A 17127-nucleotide genomic window follows, 5' to 3' on the forward strand; every position below is an offset into this window, starting at 1 on the left:
AATTATCTCCTACTCGATTAAACTTTAACGAACTATTTTATGTTTTAACTTGATTAAGTTCGATTTTTTTCATTGAATTATAAAAAAAACTTTGCTATCCTTAAAGCAGATTTGAGGAGGCATTGTTATGAGTGATATTAGTGTTGTGATGGGCAGTAAATCAGACTGGCCAACTGTTAAAGAAGCTTGTGATATTTTAGATGAATTTGGTGTTTCATATGAAAAGAACGTGATTTCTGCTCATCGGATGCCAAATGAAATGTTCGCGTTTGCGCAAAATGCGGTTGATAATGGGGTCAAAGTAATAATTGCATGTGCCGGGGGAGCAGCCCATCTTCCCGGAATGATTGCGGCAAATACCCCCCTGCCAGTAATTGGGATCCCAGGACAGACAAAAGCTCTTGGTGGCATGGACTCGCTTTTATCAATTGTTCAAATGCCAGCGGGAATTCCGGTGGCAACCACTGCGATTGGAAAAGCAGGCGCTAAAAATGCAGCGTTATTAGCATTGCAAATTCTTGGGATCACAGATAAGCATATCCAACAACAAATCATCGAATATCGACAGGCGATGCATGATCAAGCAAAAGAAAGTGGGCAGCATCTTGAATAAATTTATTCCACAAGGCTCAACTATTGGCATTATTGGTGGTGGCCAATTGGGACAGATGATGGCATTGGATGCCAAACAGACGGGGATGAAGGTTATTATTTTAGATCCGACACCAAATTGTCCAGCGGGGCAGGTTGCTGATGAACAAATTGTTGCTCCTTATGCCGATACTAAAGCGATTGAAAAGTTAACTGATAAAGCGGATGTATTAACCTACGAATTTGAAAATGTTGATTTAAACGCTTTGGAAGATGTACAGGATCGCGTTTATCTTCCCCAGGGAACTAATTTGCTTTACACGACCAAAAATCGTTTACGGGAAAAGAATTTCTTACGTCAGGCAGGGGTAAAAACAGCACCTTTCATGGCAGTGCATACTTCTGCTGAATTAAAAGATGCAGTAAAGAAAATCGGTTACCCAGCAGTTTTGAAAACTAGTGAAGGGGGATATGACGGACACGGTCAAGAAGTATTACGTAATAAGGATGACCTCGATAAGTGTGCGTCTATTTTAGCCACTGGCGACTGTATCTTAGAAGGCTGGGTTCCTTTTAACCGCGAATGTTCAGTAATGGTTGGACGTAATGAAGATGGAGAAATAACGGCTTTTCCTGTTTCAGAAAATATTCACCATGATGAAATTCTACATTTAAGCATTGTCCCAGCAAGAATCTCTTCTGAATTACAACAAAAGGCGCAAAAAATAGCGGTGCAGATTGCCCAAGCGATTAATTTGCGAGGGATTTTAGGGGTTGAAATGTTTGTAACAGATGATGGAGAGATCTATATTAATGAACTTGCTCCTCGTCCTCACAATTCTGGTCATTATTCAATTGAAGCTTGTAACTTCTCACAGTTCGCCATCCATAATCGAGCAATTTGTAACTGGCCACTCCCACAAGTAGAGTTATTAAAGCCGGTGGTAATGGTAAATGTTTTAGGTCAGCATGTTAATGGAGTACGACAACAGATTCAGAAAAAGGCAAATTGGCATTTTCATGATTATGGGAAAGCAGAAGTTCGTCATAACCGGAAAATGGGCCACGTTACAATCTTGACTGATGATGTTGAAGCTACTTTAGCAGAAATTGACAATACAGGTATCTGGGGTGTATAAAGTTCGGCTTTACGTAACCGCTTTTCCTGTGCGATAATACATTTAGAAAAAATAGAGAGGATTTTTAACTGATGATTGATCGTTATACCAGTCCAGAGATGAAAAAGATTTGGAGCTTAGAAACACAATACCAATGTTGGTTAGATGTTGAGATTGCTGCTGATGAAGCGTGGAGTAAGCTTGGGCATATTCCAGCAGAAGATGTGGAAAAGATTAAAAAGAATGCCAAGTTTTCTGTGGAGGGAATTGCAGAGATTGAAGCAGTGACTCATCATGATGTGATTGCTTTTACCCGTGATGTTTCTAAATCATTGGGGCCTGAACGAAAGTGGGTTCACTACGGAATGACGAGTACAGATGTAGTTGATACTGCACAAGGCTTGCGATTAAAAAAGGCGAACGATATCCTTCGTCAAGATATTGATAACTTTATGGATGTCCTTAAAGACTTAGCTGAAAAATATAAGTACACAGTTTGTATGGGACGAACACATGGTATCCATGCTGAACCAACAACTTTTGGCTTGAAAGCTGCTCGGTGGTATTCAGAAATGAAGCGTAATAAAGAACGGTTTGAACATGCTGCTAAGGGTGTCGAAGCGGGTAAAATTTCTGGTGCAGTAGGAACTTTTGCTGAAATTGACCCATTTGTTGAGGAATATGTCTGCAAAAAACTTGGCTTACGTCCTCAAGAAATCTCCACACAAGTTCTTCCGCGAGATTTACATGCTGAATATATTGCTACCATTGCGCTTATTGGAACAAGTATGGAAGAAATGGCAACCGAGATTCGCTCTCTTCAACGAACAGAAATCCATGAAGTCGAAGAACACTTTGCCAAGGGACAAAAAGGATCTTCTGCTATGCCACATAAGCGTAATCCAATTGGCTCAGAAAACATTACTGGTTGTGCGCGGATGCTCCGGGGCTTTATGGTACCTGCTTATGAAGATGTTTCGCTTTGGCATGAACGGGATATTTCTCATTCCAGTGCAGAGCGAATGATTTTACCAGATGCAACTTCATTACTTGATTACATGTTGCGGCGTTTTGGTCGAATTTTAAGGAATCTTGATGTATTCCCTGAAACAATGAAGAAGAATATGGATAAGACATTGGGCTTAATTTACAGTGGTCGGGTTCTTTTGAAGTTGGTTAACAGTGGGATGACTCGGGAAGTAGCTTATGATTTGATTCAACCATATACCGCTAAGTGCTGGGCAGAACAGATTCCATTCCGCCCACTATTGGAAGATGACCCAACAATTCAAAAGCAATTAACTAAAGAAGATCTTGATGATGCCTTTGATTACCACTGGCACCTCCGCCATGTTGATGACATTTATAAACGATTGGGATTAGACTAATTTAAGTTAGTTTAAGGGGCTAGACGAACAAAAAAGTTTGTCTAGCCTTTTTGTTATGCTCTATTTAGAAAAACACGAACAATTTAAATTGAAAATCATATAAATATCGTAATTTGTATTGACAATCGGGAGGGGGAAAGAGTATATTGTTGTCATGAAATATCGAATTAATTTTAGGATATTAAAATAAATGTTCGTGTTTTACTGAAAGGAAGTTCCGCAAATGGAGAAGTTATTGTATACCGGCAAGGCAAAGCAGATGTGGCAAACTGAGGATCCAGCGGTTTTACGAGTAGTTTATCTGGACCAAGCTACCGCCCTCAACGGAAAAAAGAAGGATCACTTTACTGGTAAGGGTAAGGCTGCCAATGCTATTTCTTCCCTCGTTTTTGGTTACTTAATGAAGCAAGGAATTGAGACCCACTTTATTAAGAAACTATCAACTAACGAAGACCTTGTAAAAAAATGTGAGATGTTCCCGCTTGAATTTGTAACGCGGAATGTAATTGCTGGCCATTTTGCAAGTCGGTATGGACTTTCAGAAGGGGAAGAGCTTCCTTCACCAGTTGAGGAAACGTTCTATAAAAGCGATGAGCTTAATGATCCCTTTATCAATGAATCCGCAACGATTGCTCTTAAGATTGCCAGCAAAGAGGAGCTTGCGCAAATGTGGGGGATCTGTCGGAAGGTCAATAACTTACTTAAACCATTATTTGCTAAAGCTAATTTACGGTTGGTTGACTTCAAACTCGAATTTGGCCGTTTAAGTGATGGCAAGATTATTCTTGCAGATGAATTTTCGCCAGATAACTGTCGGTTATGGGATCTGACAACTAAGCAACATATGGATAAAGACGTATATCGACGCAAACTTGCTGATTTAACCCAAACATATGATGAGGTATTGGAACGGTTAGAAGCAGTGATGAAGGAGGAAGCATAAATGGTCAATGTTCGGATTTTCGTAACATATAAGCAATCAGTCTTTGATCCGCAGGGAGAAACAATTAAGGATGCGATCCATTCTCTAGGTCATGATGAAGTAACTGCCGTTAAAGTTGGGAAATTCTTTGACGTTACCTTAGACACAAATGAGGATGAGGTAGCATCAGCGGTAAAAGAAATTGCTGATCAGCTCCTTGTTAATTTCAATATGGAAACTTATACATACCAAGTTATGGAGGAAGCCTAGATGAAAATTGCGGTGGTTGTTTTTCCAGGATCCAATTGCGATGTGGATTTATATGAAGCCCTTCATTCCGTTTGCCATGCAGATGTGGAGTATGTTTCTCACCGGCAAAAAAGTTTAGCTGGTTTTGATGCTGTGATGTTACCAGGAGGATTTTCCTATGGTGATTATCTACGAGCTGGCGCAATTGCTCGGTTTACCAATATCATGCCTGCAATAATCAAGATGGCAAATGAGGGGAAACCAGTCTTTGGAACGTGTAACGGATTTCAAATTTTGACAGAAGCAGGTCTTTTGCCAGGCGGACTCAAACGCAATGATAGCCAACGCTTTGTTTGCAAAACTGTTCCTTTAGAAGTAGTGAACTCGCACACTCTTTTTACTAGTCATTACCAGGATCACGAACGAATCGCATTACCAATTGCGCATGCCGATGGTAGTTACTATGCAGATGAAAAAACATTAGATGAACTGGAAGCAAATAATCAAATTGTTTTTCGTTACGCGACTGAAAATCCAAATGGTAGTTTACGCAACATTGCTGGAATTACTAATAAGCACGGAAATGTCTTAGGCATGATGCCCCATCCTGAACGGGCAGTAGAAACTATTCTTGGCAGTACGGATGGCTTACGGTTATTTGAATCCTTGTTAGAAAACGGCAGAATTAAAGTGGAGGCATAGTTAATGAAGCAAGCAATGACCCCAGAAGAGATTAAAGAAAAGAAACCATACTTAGATTGGAGCTTGACAGAAGCAGAATATGATTACATTCGTACCCAGCTCTTGGGGCGATTACCAAATTATACTGAAACTGGCTTGTTTTCTGCGATGTGGAGTGAGCACTGTTCATATAAAAAGTCAAAGCCGGTTCTGCGTCTCTTCCCTAATAAAAATGAGCGAGTATTGCAAGGTCCCGGAGAAGGAGCAGGGGTTGTTGATATTGATGATGGACAAGCGGTGGTATTCAAAGCTGAAAGTCACAATCATCCGACAACTGTTGAACCTTATCAAGGAGCAGCAACCGGTGTCGGTGGGATTCTACGGGACATTTTCAGCATGGGGGCACGACCAATCGCTTCCCTTGATTCCCTCCATTTCGGTGAATTAGATAATTCGACAACGCGGATGAAAGTAACTAATACTGTTCGGGGAATTGGTGATTACGGTAATTGTATGGGAATTCCTACAATTGCGGGTGAAACAACATTTGATCCATGCTACCAGGGCAATATTCTGTGTAATGCAATGAGTGTTGGCTTAATGGACCAAAAAGATATCCAGCAGGGTCGCGCTGCCGGAATTGGAAATGCAGTGATGTATGTCGGCGCTAAAACCGGCCGTGATGGAATTCATGGCGCCACCTTTGCTTCCGCAGACTTTAATGATGAAAATACGACGCAACGTTCGGCGGTTCAAGTTGGTAATCCTTTTATGGAAAAACTCTTATTAGAAGCCTGTCTTGACCTTATTAGAAATCATCCAGACTGGTTAGTAGGAATCCAAGATATGGGGGCAGCAGGGATTGTTTCTTCAAGTGCGGAAATGGCTTCCGAAGGTAAAAGTGGAATGGAGCTAAATTTGGATCTTGTTCCGCAACGTGAACCCGGGATGTCGGCTTATGAAATTATGCTTAGTGAATCCCAAGAACGGATGCTACTTTGCGTAAAAAAAGGTCATGAAGAAGATGTCAAAAAGATTTTTGATTTTTACGATCTTGAAGCGGTCACAATTGGCCGGATTACTGCGGGTCATGATTATGTTCTCTTTCATGATGGTGAAGAAGTATGTCATATCCCAGTGTCGAGTTTAACGGATGACGTACTAGAAGAAGAAAGCCTCGAAAAAAAGCCTGCGCGGATTGAATTAGCCGAACAGCAGCCAGCGTGGATTCCAGATGTTGATAACGTTGCTGAAGTTTTAACTGCCTTGCTTGCTCAGTCAACGATTGCGGATAAAAGTAGTCTTTATCAGCAATATGATTCTCAAGTACGGACAAACACAGTGGCTGGGCCCGGGAGTGATGCTGGGGTTCTGCGGATTCGTGGAACACATAAAGGGTTAGCGATGACAACTGATGGGAACGGTCGGTTTGTTTACCTTAGTCCAGAAGTTGGTGGACAAATTGCCTTAGTTGAAGCAGCTGCCAACATAATTGCCAGTGGAGCTGAGCCGTTAGCAATTACTGACTGCTTAAATTATGGTGACCCAACTGATCCAGAAATTTTCTGGGAACTTCATCAATCTGTTCAAGGGATGGCTGATGCTTGCCGTGAATTTAATACCCCGGTTATTTCTGGGAATGTTTCTTTATATAACGAAAACAACGGGCAAGCAATTCATCCGACGCCGATGGTTGGAATGGTTGGTCTAATTAAAAATATTGATCGCGTAATTCCTTCGTTTGTCCAATACCCGGGAGATAAGGTTTATCTGGTGGGCCAAACTCGTGATGATTATGCGGGGTCTGAGTTGCAAAAAATGATGACCGGCGATATTAGCGGAATTGTTAAGTCATTTGACCTTCACCATGTTCATCAATATATGCAACGTTTACTGACGACGATGGAGAACGGCCTTGTTTCCAGTGCACATGATTTGAGTGAAGGTGGTCTCGGAGTAGCCTTAGCAGAAACGGTCTTCAAAACTGATTTAGGGTTGAAAGTTGACTTTGCTGATCAGCCAGCAGCTCGCCTGTTTAGTGAGACTCCTGGAAGATTTATCGTGACGGTTGCTCCTAAAAAGGCAACCGAATTCGAACAGGCATTAGGAAAAGATGCACACCTAATTGGAGAAGTTACAAATAGCCACTGGTTAATGGTTAAACTGACAAATGGTGAACTCAATGAAAGTGTTGCAAAATTACAAAAAACATGGGAGGAGGCAATTCCGTGCCAACTGAAATCAAAGGATTAAATGAAGAATGTGGGGTCTTTGGGGTTTTTGATGCGGCTAACGCTAGTCAATTAACCTATTACGGCCTACATACTCTTCAACATCGCGGCCAAGAAGGAGCCGGTATTGTCTCAACTGATGGAACGGAACTTTATCAGCACCGTGACCGAGGATTGTTGGCGAAAGTGTTTGCTGATCCGGCTGAGCTTAAACGATTAAAAGGAAACGCTGCGATTGGCCATGTGCGTTATGGGACAAGTGGACATAACTCGATTTCCAATGTTCAACCCTTCCTTTTTCACTTTCATGATGGCGCCGTTGCCCTTGCCCATAATGGTAATTTAACTAATGCTGTTACCCTTCGTCGTGAATTGGAAAATGAAGGGGCAGTTTTCCAGTCAGATTCTGATACGGAAATTTTAATTCACCTTATCCGGAAATATATTAATGAAGGTTTTATTCCTGCTTTGAAGAAAAGCCTCAACCTTGTCCATGGTGGATTTGCCTACCTATTACTGCAAAAAGATCGGTTGATTGCGGCTTTGGATCCTAATGGGATTCGTCCTTTATGTATTGGAAGGTTAGAAAATGGTGCTTATGTTGTTGCTAGTGAGACTTGTGCTTTAGATATTATTAGTGCTCAATTTGTGCGTGATGTTTTGCCAGGAGAATTAATAGTTATTGATAAAAATGGGTTACATATTGACCATTACACTACCCAAACTCAGCTGGCAATTTGCTCAATGGAGTATATCTATTTTGCCCGTCCTGATTCTATTATTCATGGGGTAACGGTACATAATGCGCGGAAACGAATGGGAAAGTTATTAGCAAAGGAACATCCGGTTGATGCTGATATGGTGATTGGAGTACCTAACTCATCGTTGTCTGCTGCTAGTGGATATGCTGAAGAAAGTGGCCTTCCATATGAAATGGGGTTAATAAAGAGCCAATATGTTGCGCGAACGTTTATTCAACCAACTCAAGAGTTACGGGAGTTAGGCGTTCATATGAAACTGTCAGCTGTCCGCGGAGTTGTAAAAGGAAAAAGAGTGGTAGTAGTCGACGATTCGATTGTGCGCGGAACAACTTCTAAGCAGATTGTCCAAATGCTAAAAAGAGCTGGGGCTAAAGAAATTCATATGCTTATTTCCTCACCACCATTTAAGTTTCCGTGTTTCTATGGGATTGACGTATCAACGCGTTCAGAACTGATGGCTGCTCATTACTCCATTGAAGAAATGCGGCAGTTAATTGGTGCAGATTCTCTTAATTTCTTGAGTATTGATAGTTTAATCAAAGCAATTAACGTACCAGATGCAGGAGATGCTCCTAATGGTGGACTTACCGTGGCTTATTTTGATGGGAAGTACCCAACGCCACTTTATGATTATGAAGAAGGGTACTTAAAGTCGTTAAGCGAACAAGAGCGATTAGCAAGAAAGGGGTAAGAGGATGAGTCGTTATCAAGATGCAGGGGTGGATGTAAATGCCGGGTACGAACTTGTTCACCGTATTAAAGATGCAGTCAAATCAACTGATCGCCCAGGTGTGATTGGGGGAATTGGCAGCTTTGGGGGGATGTTTGACTTAGAAAAATTACAGGTACGGCATCCGGTCCTTGTCTCTGGCACTGATGGTGTGGGAACGAAACTCTTAATTGCCCAACAAATGAATAAGCACGATACAATCGGGATCGATGTTGTCGCAATGTGCGTTAATGATGTCTTGGCGCAGGGAGCGGAACCAATAACATTTCTCGACTACATTGCGACCGGCCATAATGATCCGGCTAAGATGGCAGCGATTGTTAGCGGAGTAGCGACTGGTTGCAGAGAAGCTGGAGCCGCTTTAATTGGTGGAGAAACAGCAGAAATGCCAGATATGTATGCAGCCAATGAGTATGACCTGGCAGGAACAGTAACAGGGATAGCAGAAAAAGAAGAACTTCTTACCGCTGCTGGACCGCAAAAAGGTGATATTTTACTTGGTCTCCCATCAAGTGGCTTGCATTCCAATGGCTTTTCCCTTGTCCGGCAGATCTTATTTAAGGATAATCACGTCAAATTAACTGATCGCCCAGAAGCCTTGAGAGGAAAGACGGTAGGAGAAACGATCCTGACTCCTACTAGGATTTATGTTCAAGCGGTCTTGCCATTAGTCCATCGCAAATTGGTTCATGGGATTAGCCATATTACTGGTGGAGGATTGATTGAAAATGTTCCCCGGATGTTAGGAGATAACTTGCAAGCGGTGATTGATCCTGGTCGGTGGCCACAGCTTCCGGTCTTTGACTATTTGCGGGTGCTAGGAGACCTTACTAAGGAAGATTGTTTCGAAGCATTTAACATGGGAATAGGAATGGTCTTAGCAGTAGCACCAGATCAAGTAGCACAAGTTCAAGAGATACTATCAAATAAAAACATGACAAGTTATCAAATTGGTTATCTTCGTCATTGTTTACCAGATACAAAAAAGATTGTTATCAAGTGAGGGTTGTAAATGAAAGTCGCAATTTTAGCATCAGGAAACGGAACGAATTTTGAAGTCTTAGCACAGCACTTCAAAAATAATGATCTTCCTGGTGAATTAGCATTATTATTCTGTAATCATCCAGATGCTCCGGTAATGAAAAGAGCTGCCCGACTGGGGATTCCGGCAGAAAGCTTTACGGTCAAATCTTGTGGGGGAAAACAGGAATACGAGGAAAAATTATTGGGAGTGTTGAAAAAGTATCAAATTGACTTTATTGCCCTTGCTGGTTATTTACGAGTAATTGGGCCCACTATTTTGGATCATTATGCTCACCGAATTATTAACCTTCATCCAGCATGGTTGCCAGAATATCCGGGACTACATTCGATTGAACGGGCATTTGCTGATCAACAAGCCCAGACAGGCGTCACCGTACACTATATTGATGCGGGACTCGATTCCGGCCCAATTATCGCCCAGGAACACGTCCCAATTTTACCAACTGATACTATTGAAACCTTAGAAGCACGGGTTCATGAAACTGAGCACCGGTTATATCCTGAAGCACTAAAGCAGGCATTAGAAAAGGAGCAACATTAAATTATGAAAAGAGCATTAGTAAGCGTTTCTGATAAGCAAAACCTGGTCCCATTCGTTAAAGGATTAGTTGAAAATGGTTTTGAAATTATCTCGACTGGTGGGACGAAGCGGGTTTTAGATGAAGCGGGAATTGAAACAATTGGGATTGAGGATGTTACTCATTTTCCAGAAATTCTTGATGGCCGCGTAAAGACTCTTAACCCATACGTCCATGGGGGACTATTGGCTCGCCGGGACTTACCAGAACACATGGCGACCCTCGAAAAACTTAATATTACGCCAATCGATTTAGTCTGTGTTAATCTTTATCCATTTAAAGAGACGATCGAAAAGCCGGGAGTGGAATTAGCCGATGCAATTGAAAATATTGATATTGGTGGTCCTAGCATGGTCCGCTCAGCTGCTAAAAACTATCATGATGTAACAATCGTGGTGGACCAAGCCGATTACGATGAAGTCTTAGCCCAGATCAAAGAAGATGGTGAAACATCATTAGCAACTCGAGCACGCTTAGCAGCGAAAGCCTTTCGTCATACGGCAGCCTATGATTCCCTCATCTCTCAATACCTTACAAAACAGACAGGGCTTGAAGATCCAGAAAAATTAACTTTAAGCTGGGATTTAAAAGAAACAATGCGTTATGGTGAAAATAGTCACCAAAAGGCTTGGTTATATGAAGACGCGCTTCCTAAGCCTTTTTCAGTTTTACAGGCTAAACAATTACATGGTAAGAAGCTTTCCTACAATAATATTAAAGATGCTGATGAAGCATTACGGTGCATTCGCGAATTTGATGAACCAACAGTTGTAGCGATGAAACATATGAACCCATGTGGCATTGGCCGAGGGGATAGTTTGGTTCAAGCTTGGGATCGTGCCTATGAAGCTGACCCTGTTTCTATTTTTGGGGGAGTGATTGCTCTTAATCGGCAAGTTGATTTAGCTACCGCCGAGAAAATGCACAAAATCTTTTTAGAAATTGTCATTGCACCCGGCTTTGACGATGATGCATTTGAGTTATTGGCAAAGAAGAAAAATATTCGTTTGTTGAGTCTGGACTTTAGTAAGAAGGATGAACCAACTAAACATGAAGTTGTTTCAGTGATGGGTGGAATGTTGTTGCAGGAACAAGACACGCTTAAGGAAGATTACCACGACTGGCAATGTGTTACTGAAAAGCAACCAACAGAGGAACAGCTTAAGACATTAATGTTTGCCTGGAAAGCAGTTAAGCATGCCAAATCAAATGCGATTGTCTTAGCAAATGATGAACGGACATTAGGGGTCGGAGAAGGTCAACCTAACCGAATTGATTCATTGAAAATTGCCGTAAAACATGCTGGCAAGGCGATTGATGACCGGACAGTGATGGCATCGGATGCTTTCTTCCCATTTGGTGATTGTGTTGAATATGCGGGTCAAAATGGCATTAAGGCGATTGTTCAGCCAGGAGGGTCAATTCGCGATCAAGAATCAATTGAGATGGCAAATAAGTATGGAATTGCAATGGTCACAACAGGCATTCGTCATTTCCGCCATTAAGTCTAGGAGGGTATCATGGAAAAGCAGGTCAACGTATTAGTTGTAGGTGAAGGCGGTCGTGAATTTGCCGTGGCGAAAAAATTACAAGAAAGTCCCCGTGTTAAGCAAGTTTATTGTGCGCCAGGCAACGTGGGGATGTCGACTGTAGGAGTAGTTCCCATTGCAATTGCGGAAACTGACTTTGCTAAGCTGATTCAATTTGCTAAAGAACATAATGTTGCGTGGACATTCGTGGGCCCTGAGGATTGCTTGGTTGATGGGATTGTTGATGAATTTAAAGCCGCTGGATTAAAGGTTTTTGGTCCTGATGCGCGGGCTGCCCAATTAGAAGGCTCGAAAGACTATGCCCTTAATTTTATGAATAATTATCACGTTCCCACTGCCCGCCATGCGACATATCGGGATCAAACAGCAGCGATTAATAACGTTGGGCAATTTGGCTTTCCAGTAGTAATTAAAGAAAATGGTTTAGCTGGAGGAAAAGGGGTTGTCATTGCAAAAGATCGTGCAGAAGCAATTAAGACAATCAAAGAAATGTTTGTCAATGGTCAGGCGCGCCTTGTGATTGAAGAATGTCTATCAGGTCCTGAATATTCAATGTTTGTTTTGATTAGTAATGGCCACTACCGAATTTTGCCCATGGCTCAAGACCACAAACGAGCATTTGATGACGATAAAGGTCCTAATACTGGGGGGATGGGGGCTTATAGTCCCTTGCCACAACTTTCCTCAGCCGTTCGTCAACAGATGATTGATGAAGTACTTAAGCCAACAATTGATGGTTTGGTGGCTGGCGAGTATCACTACCATGGGATTTTATATATTGGCCTTATTTTGACTGATAATGGTCCAAAAGTGATTGAATATAATGTTCGTCTAGGTGATCCAGAGACCCAGGTGATTTTGCCCCGCATGAAAACCGACTTGTTCGAACTTGTAGACGCAGCAATAAATGATCGACCATTACCAGAAGTTGAAGAAAATGAAGATGCTTGTTTTGGTGTTGTTTTGGCATCGAAAGGGTATCCAACTAAGCCAATCCACGGCCAAAAGCTGGGAACATTTCCAGTTGATCCTAATGTTACTATTGATTACGCAAATGTTGCTGGAACAATTAATGACTTAAAAGGTGCAGGTGGACGTTTACTAATGGTGATCGGGAAAGATGATTCTCTTCAAAAAGCCCGCGATCACGTTTATGGCTACTTGCGCCAGCTTGATGAACCTGAATGTTTTTATCGTCATGATATTGGTGCAAAAGCTGGACTGCAATAATTTCTTCATCACTATTGGCATTTGCAGGGGAATGGATTAAAATAATATGGTAATGCTGTTTATAGCGATTTTAAGAAGAAAGAGGTCAATTGAACATGGCTAAATTAGTATTAATTCGTCACGGTCAAAGTGAATGGAACTTATCTAACCAATTTACTGGTTGGGTTGATGTTGATTTAAGTGAAAAGGGTGTTGAACAAGCAAAGAATGCTGGTAAAGCCCTTAAGGAACACGGCATTGAATTTGACTACGCATACACTTCTGTTTTGAAGCGTGCTATCAAGACTTTGCACTATGCTCTTGAAGAATGTGACCAATTATGGATCCCTGAATACAAGACTTGGCGTTTAAACGAACGTCACTATGGTGCACTTCAAGGCCACAACAAGCAAAAGGCCGCTGAAAAGTATGGTGACGAACAAGTTCACATTTGGCGTCGTTCATACGATGTATTACCTCCATTGCTAAGCGCTGACGATGAAGGTTCTGCTGCAAAGGATCGTCGTTACGCTAACTTAGACCCACGTGCTATTCCTGGTGGTGAAAACTTAAAGGTTACTTTGGAACGTGTTATTCCATTATGGCAAGATGAAATTGCGCCAAAGCTTTTGGACAACAAGAACGTTATCATCGCTGCCCACGGTAACTCTCTTCGTGCATTGAGCAAGTACATCGAAAACATTTCTGATGAAGACATCATGAACCTTGAAATGGCTACTGGTCAACCGGTTGTTTACGACTTCGATGACAAGCTTAACGTATTAAGCAAGGAAAAGTACTAAAATAAACTTACGATATTAAATTTGAAGAGGCGGGAAAGTTAGATTCCTAACGCCTTTTTTTTGTAGCTTTTTTTGAAGAAATGTTGAAGATATTGATGAATAAATTGAGCTTATAGTGAGTTGTGGTATGATTAACATCAGAATCTAATAAGGTGGAGAGAATCTAAATGAAAATGGAAAAACAACGAACACTCCCAATGAAGGAATTTTACCTTTCATTGAAAGAACTGGTAAAGCCTAACTATTTAAAGGCAATGTGGCCAGTTGCAGGGGTATCAATTATTTTTATTGCTTTAGCAGCGATCTTAGCACTCCTTAATTCAAACATTGCTGCCTCATTGAGTATGACGATGATGATGGTAATGTACGGGATGGCTTCCCCGGTTGCAATCTTGTTCTCATTACTAGAAATTGTAGGGATTGTCGCAATTATTGCTGCGTTAGCCTTCTTCTATACTTTCTTTGCAGTTGCTACCCAATATACATATCAGGATAAGATGGCTCATCCAGAACAACCAGTTAGTGCTGGATCAATATGGATGCACTATAAGCACTTGCGAAAAAACCAAGTATGGCGGATTATTCTTTACATTGGATTGTTTACTTTCTTATGGAGTTTGCCCCTCAACATTGTTAACGCATTACTCTTGCCACATTTATCCGGAGTAGCCGCTGTTTATACGGGGTGGGCAATTCGCATCCTTAATGATATTGTCGTATTATGGAAGAGTATTGAATATTCTCAATCATACTTCCTTTATCGTGAAAAGCAGCCACAATTCCTTAGCCAATCAATGCGTTATGCTTTAACTGCTAGTCGGCGGTTCATGACTGGTCGAAAGTGGAACTACTTTGCAATTCTATTTGTTTTAGAATTCCTTCCAATGTTTATCTGGACTTTAATTTTTGGTGGATTGGCATTTTACGGCGTTTATACGGCAACTTATGTCCTTACTTATATCGGAATCGTTTTAGTGGTTGTTGGTATTTCCTGCTACCTTCCAGTGGTATATGCAATTCTTGCTTTGTACTACAACAAGGCTCGGGCAGGAATGGAAATGGATGTGCTTTTTAAGAATACTTTTAAGCCAGTAGCCGAATTAACCGGTGAAGCTTATGTTCATGAAGTATATGTAGAAAAACAACCAAAAGAACAACCATCACCAACTGTTAAGCGTGATGGTGAAAAGAAACACGAAGCAAAAAAAGATGAATAGTAAAGCGAAAAGCTGAAGGGTAACGAAAACTCTTCAGCTTTTTTGTATTTTAAATACTTCTTGACAGTAATCATTAATTCCATGTACAATGACGGCAATAACCAAAGATGAAGAAGTAATCTTAGTAGTAAGCGGTTGGACATTTAGGAAGCAAGTGGTAACTGTAAACTTTGCCAATGCCGTTATACGAATTACACTTACGGAGTCTTTCAGTATTTGAACGGATCGTCTCGTTATCGACTAGAGTGGTAGCTATTTAGCTGCAAATCAAGGTGGTAACGCGGTAAATCGTCCCTGACTTCATTATTTGAAGTTGGGGATTTTTTGTATCCGAGAAATTTATGGAGGTAAACATGGATATTCTTAATGAACTAGAATGGCGTGGGGCTATTAACCAAGTTACAGACGAAGAAGGCCTACGCAAATTAACATCAGAAGATAAAATTGCTCTTTACTGTGGAACTGATCCAACCGGGGATAGTCTTCATATTGGACACTTAATTCCATTTATGATTTTGAAACGATTCCAATTAGCTGGCCACCATCCAGTAATTATTATTGGGGGAGGAACTGGTGCAATTGGTGATCCATCCGGTCGAAAGTCAGAACGGCAACTTCAAACCATGGATCAAGTTCACCACAACGAAGAAGCATTAACTGCTCAAATGAAGAAGTTGTTTGGCACTGAAAACTTCACGATTGTAAATAACTATGAATGGTTATCAAAGATCAGCTTGTTAGACTTTCTTCGTGACTACGGTAAACTATTTAATATCAACACCATGTTAAATAAGGAAGTAGTAGCAAGCCGGTTAGATGCTGGTATTTCATTTACTGAGTTCACTTATCAAATTCTTCAATCAGTCGATTTCCTTCATCTTTACCGTCACAATGATGTGCAATTACAGATTGGCGGCTCCGATCAATGGGGAAACATTACTGCCGGAATTGATTTGATTCATAAGGTTGAAGGACCAGATACTAAGGTTTACGGACTTACTATTCCATTAATGCTCAAAGCTGATGGAACTAAATTTGGAAAGACCGCGGGTGGTGCAATTTGGCTTGATCCAGAAAAGACCTCTCCATACGAATTTTATCAATTCTGGATTAACCAAGATGACCGTGACGTTATTAAATACTTGAAGTACTTCACTTTCTTATCAAAGGAAGAAATTGATGACTTGGCAGAAAAAGTTGAGAAGGAACCATGGAAGCGAGAGGCTCAACGTCGCTTAGCCCAAGAAGTAACTAAATTTGTTCATGGCCAAGAAGCAGTTGAAGAAGCAGAACGGATTAGTAAAGCATTGTTCTCTGGGAATGTTACTGACCTTTCTGTTGCAGAAATTGAACAAGGCTTTAAGAATATGCCTTCAGTAGATGTAGAAAATAGGAAAGAAAATATTGTTTTTTGGTTAACCGATAATGGCATTGAATCTTCACGTCGCCAAGCTCGGCAAGATGTATCGAGTGGGGCTATCAGGATTAATGGGGAAAAAGTTGATGATGTTGACGCCGAGATTGATCCCCAAGCACATTTTGATGGTAAGTTTGTGATTGTTCGCAAGGGTAAGAAGCACTATTACTTAGCTCGCGTAAAATAAATTAGACCAATTGTTAGTAAATACGTTCTTAAAAGATGATTTAAGGGCGTATTTTTTATTTTTAGATATAAAAAAACAAATTTTTTCTATTTCGAATAATAAAAAGGTTCAGGTTTAAAAAATAAATTAAAAAAGTTGAAAAAAGGTGTTGACGAAAGAATGAAATCCATGTATAGTAGTTATCGTTGTTAAAACAGCTAAGTGCTGTTGAGATGGTTTAACAAAAAAGTTAAAAATAATTGTTGACATCGACTTGGCAACGTGATATATTAATAAAGTTGCTGATTGAGTTATCGATCAAAAGAAATTCAAAAATAATTTAAAATTTCTTCTTGACAAGTTAATCTGATACATGATATAATAATGATGTTAATTGGCTGCTTAATTAGCCGACAGGTAGACCTTTGAAAACTGAACAAAGTTTCGACAAATCAAATGTGTAGGGTCTTCA

15 protein-coding genes are annotated in these 17127 nt (G+C 40.8%); all 15 read left to right on the top strand.

From position 1 onward, the window contains the following. Positions 1-127: 127 nt before the first annotated feature. The 15 genes from purE to tyrS all read left to right on the top strand — a co-directional run bounded on the left by purE (position 128) and on the right by tyrS (position 16676). A complete protein-coding gene (purE, locus tag AACL61_RS02430) occupies positions 128-613 on the top strand; it encodes a 5-(carboxyamino)imidazole ribonucleotide mutase (protein ID WP_339110943.1) in 486 nt (161 codons plus the stop codon). Beyond that, positions 576-1730 carry a 5-(carboxyamino)imidazole ribonucleotide synthase gene (gene purK, locus AACL61_RS02435; RefSeq protein WP_109897534.1) on the top strand — a complete coding sequence of 385 codons (1155 nt, stop codon included), beginning with the start codon at positions 576-578 and terminating at the stop codon, positions 1728-1730. The genes purE and purK overlap by 38 nt, the downstream gene beginning before the upstream one ends. Positions 1731-1801: 71 nt before the next feature. Further along, positions 1802-3097, top strand: coding sequence for an adenylosuccinate lyase (purB, locus tag AACL61_RS02440; protein ID WP_109897535.1), 1296 nt, complete (start codon positions 1802-1804; stop codon positions 3095-3097). A gap of 223 nt (positions 3098-3320) precedes the next feature. Further along, complete coding sequence (purC, locus tag AACL61_RS02445) at positions 3321-4040, top strand: phosphoribosylaminoimidazolesuccinocarboxamide synthase (RefSeq protein ID WP_085679971.1); 720 nt, start codon at positions 3321-3323, stop codon at positions 4038-4040. After that, positions 4041-4289, top strand: coding sequence for a phosphoribosylformylglycinamidine synthase subunit PurS (gene purS, locus AACL61_RS02450; protein WP_003672280.1), 249 nt, complete (start codon positions 4041-4043; stop codon positions 4287-4289). After that, positions 4290-4970: a phosphoribosylformylglycinamidine synthase subunit PurQ gene (gene purQ, locus AACL61_RS02455; protein WP_035154909.1), complete on the top strand. Its 681-nt coding sequence runs from the start codon at positions 4290-4292 to the stop codon at positions 4968-4970. A 3-nt stretch (positions 4971-4973) separates the two neighbouring features. Further along, a complete protein-coding gene (purL, locus tag AACL61_RS02460) occupies positions 4974-7202 on the top strand; it encodes a phosphoribosylformylglycinamidine synthase subunit PurL (RefSeq protein WP_109897536.1) in 2229 nt (742 codons plus the stop codon). After that, positions 7178-8632: an amidophosphoribosyltransferase gene (purF, locus tag AACL61_RS02465; RefSeq protein ID WP_085649647.1), complete on the top strand. Its 1455-nt coding sequence runs from the start codon at positions 7178-7180 to the stop codon at positions 8630-8632. Before purL ends, purF begins: the two co-directional genes overlap by 25 nt. A gap of 4 nt (positions 8633-8636) precedes the next feature. Beyond that, a complete protein-coding gene (purM, locus tag AACL61_RS02470) occupies positions 8637-9674 on the top strand; it encodes a phosphoribosylformylglycinamidine cyclo-ligase (RefSeq protein WP_102816397.1) in 1038 nt (345 codons plus the stop codon). 9 nt (positions 9675-9683) lie between these two features. Next, entirely contained in the window at positions 9684-10256 is a 573-nt protein-coding gene (gene purN, locus AACL61_RS02475; protein WP_109897538.1) for a phosphoribosylglycinamide formyltransferase, read from the top strand. Between the two features lie 3 nt (positions 10257-10259). Beyond that, on the top strand, positions 10260-11798 hold the full coding sequence (gene purH, locus AACL61_RS02480) for a bifunctional phosphoribosylaminoimidazolecarboxamide formyltransferase/IMP cyclohydrolase (RefSeq protein WP_231125373.1): 1539 nt from the start codon (positions 10260-10262) through the stop codon (positions 11796-11798). A 15-nt stretch (positions 11799-11813) separates the two neighbouring features. After that, positions 11814-13073, top strand: coding sequence for a phosphoribosylamine--glycine ligase (gene purD / locus AACL61_RS02485; protein WP_003672271.1), 1260 nt, complete (start codon positions 11814-11816; stop codon positions 13071-13073). 95 nt (positions 13074-13168) lie between these two features. Further along, on the top strand, positions 13169-13855 hold the full coding sequence (locus AACL61_RS02490; protein ID WP_003665449.1) for a 2,3-diphosphoglycerate-dependent phosphoglycerate mutase: 687 nt from the start codon (positions 13169-13171) through the stop codon (positions 13853-13855). A gap of 167 nt (positions 13856-14022) precedes the next feature. Next, on the top strand, positions 14023-15072 hold the full coding sequence (locus tag AACL61_RS02495) for an MFS transporter (protein WP_339110944.1): 1050 nt from the start codon (positions 14023-14025) through the stop codon (positions 15070-15072). Positions 15073-15425: 353 nt separating this feature from the next. Continuing rightward, a complete protein-coding gene (gene tyrS / locus AACL61_RS02500; RefSeq protein ID WP_102816394.1) occupies positions 15426-16676 on the top strand; it encodes a tyrosine--tRNA ligase in 1251 nt (416 codons plus the stop codon). Positions 16677-17127 lie beyond the last annotated feature (451 nt).

It is taken from the genome of Limosilactobacillus reuteri subsp. porcinus (genome assembly GCF_036621895.1).
GTDB classification, from domain to species: Bacteria; Bacillota; Bacilli; order Lactobacillales; family Lactobacillaceae; genus Limosilactobacillus; species Limosilactobacillus reuteri_J.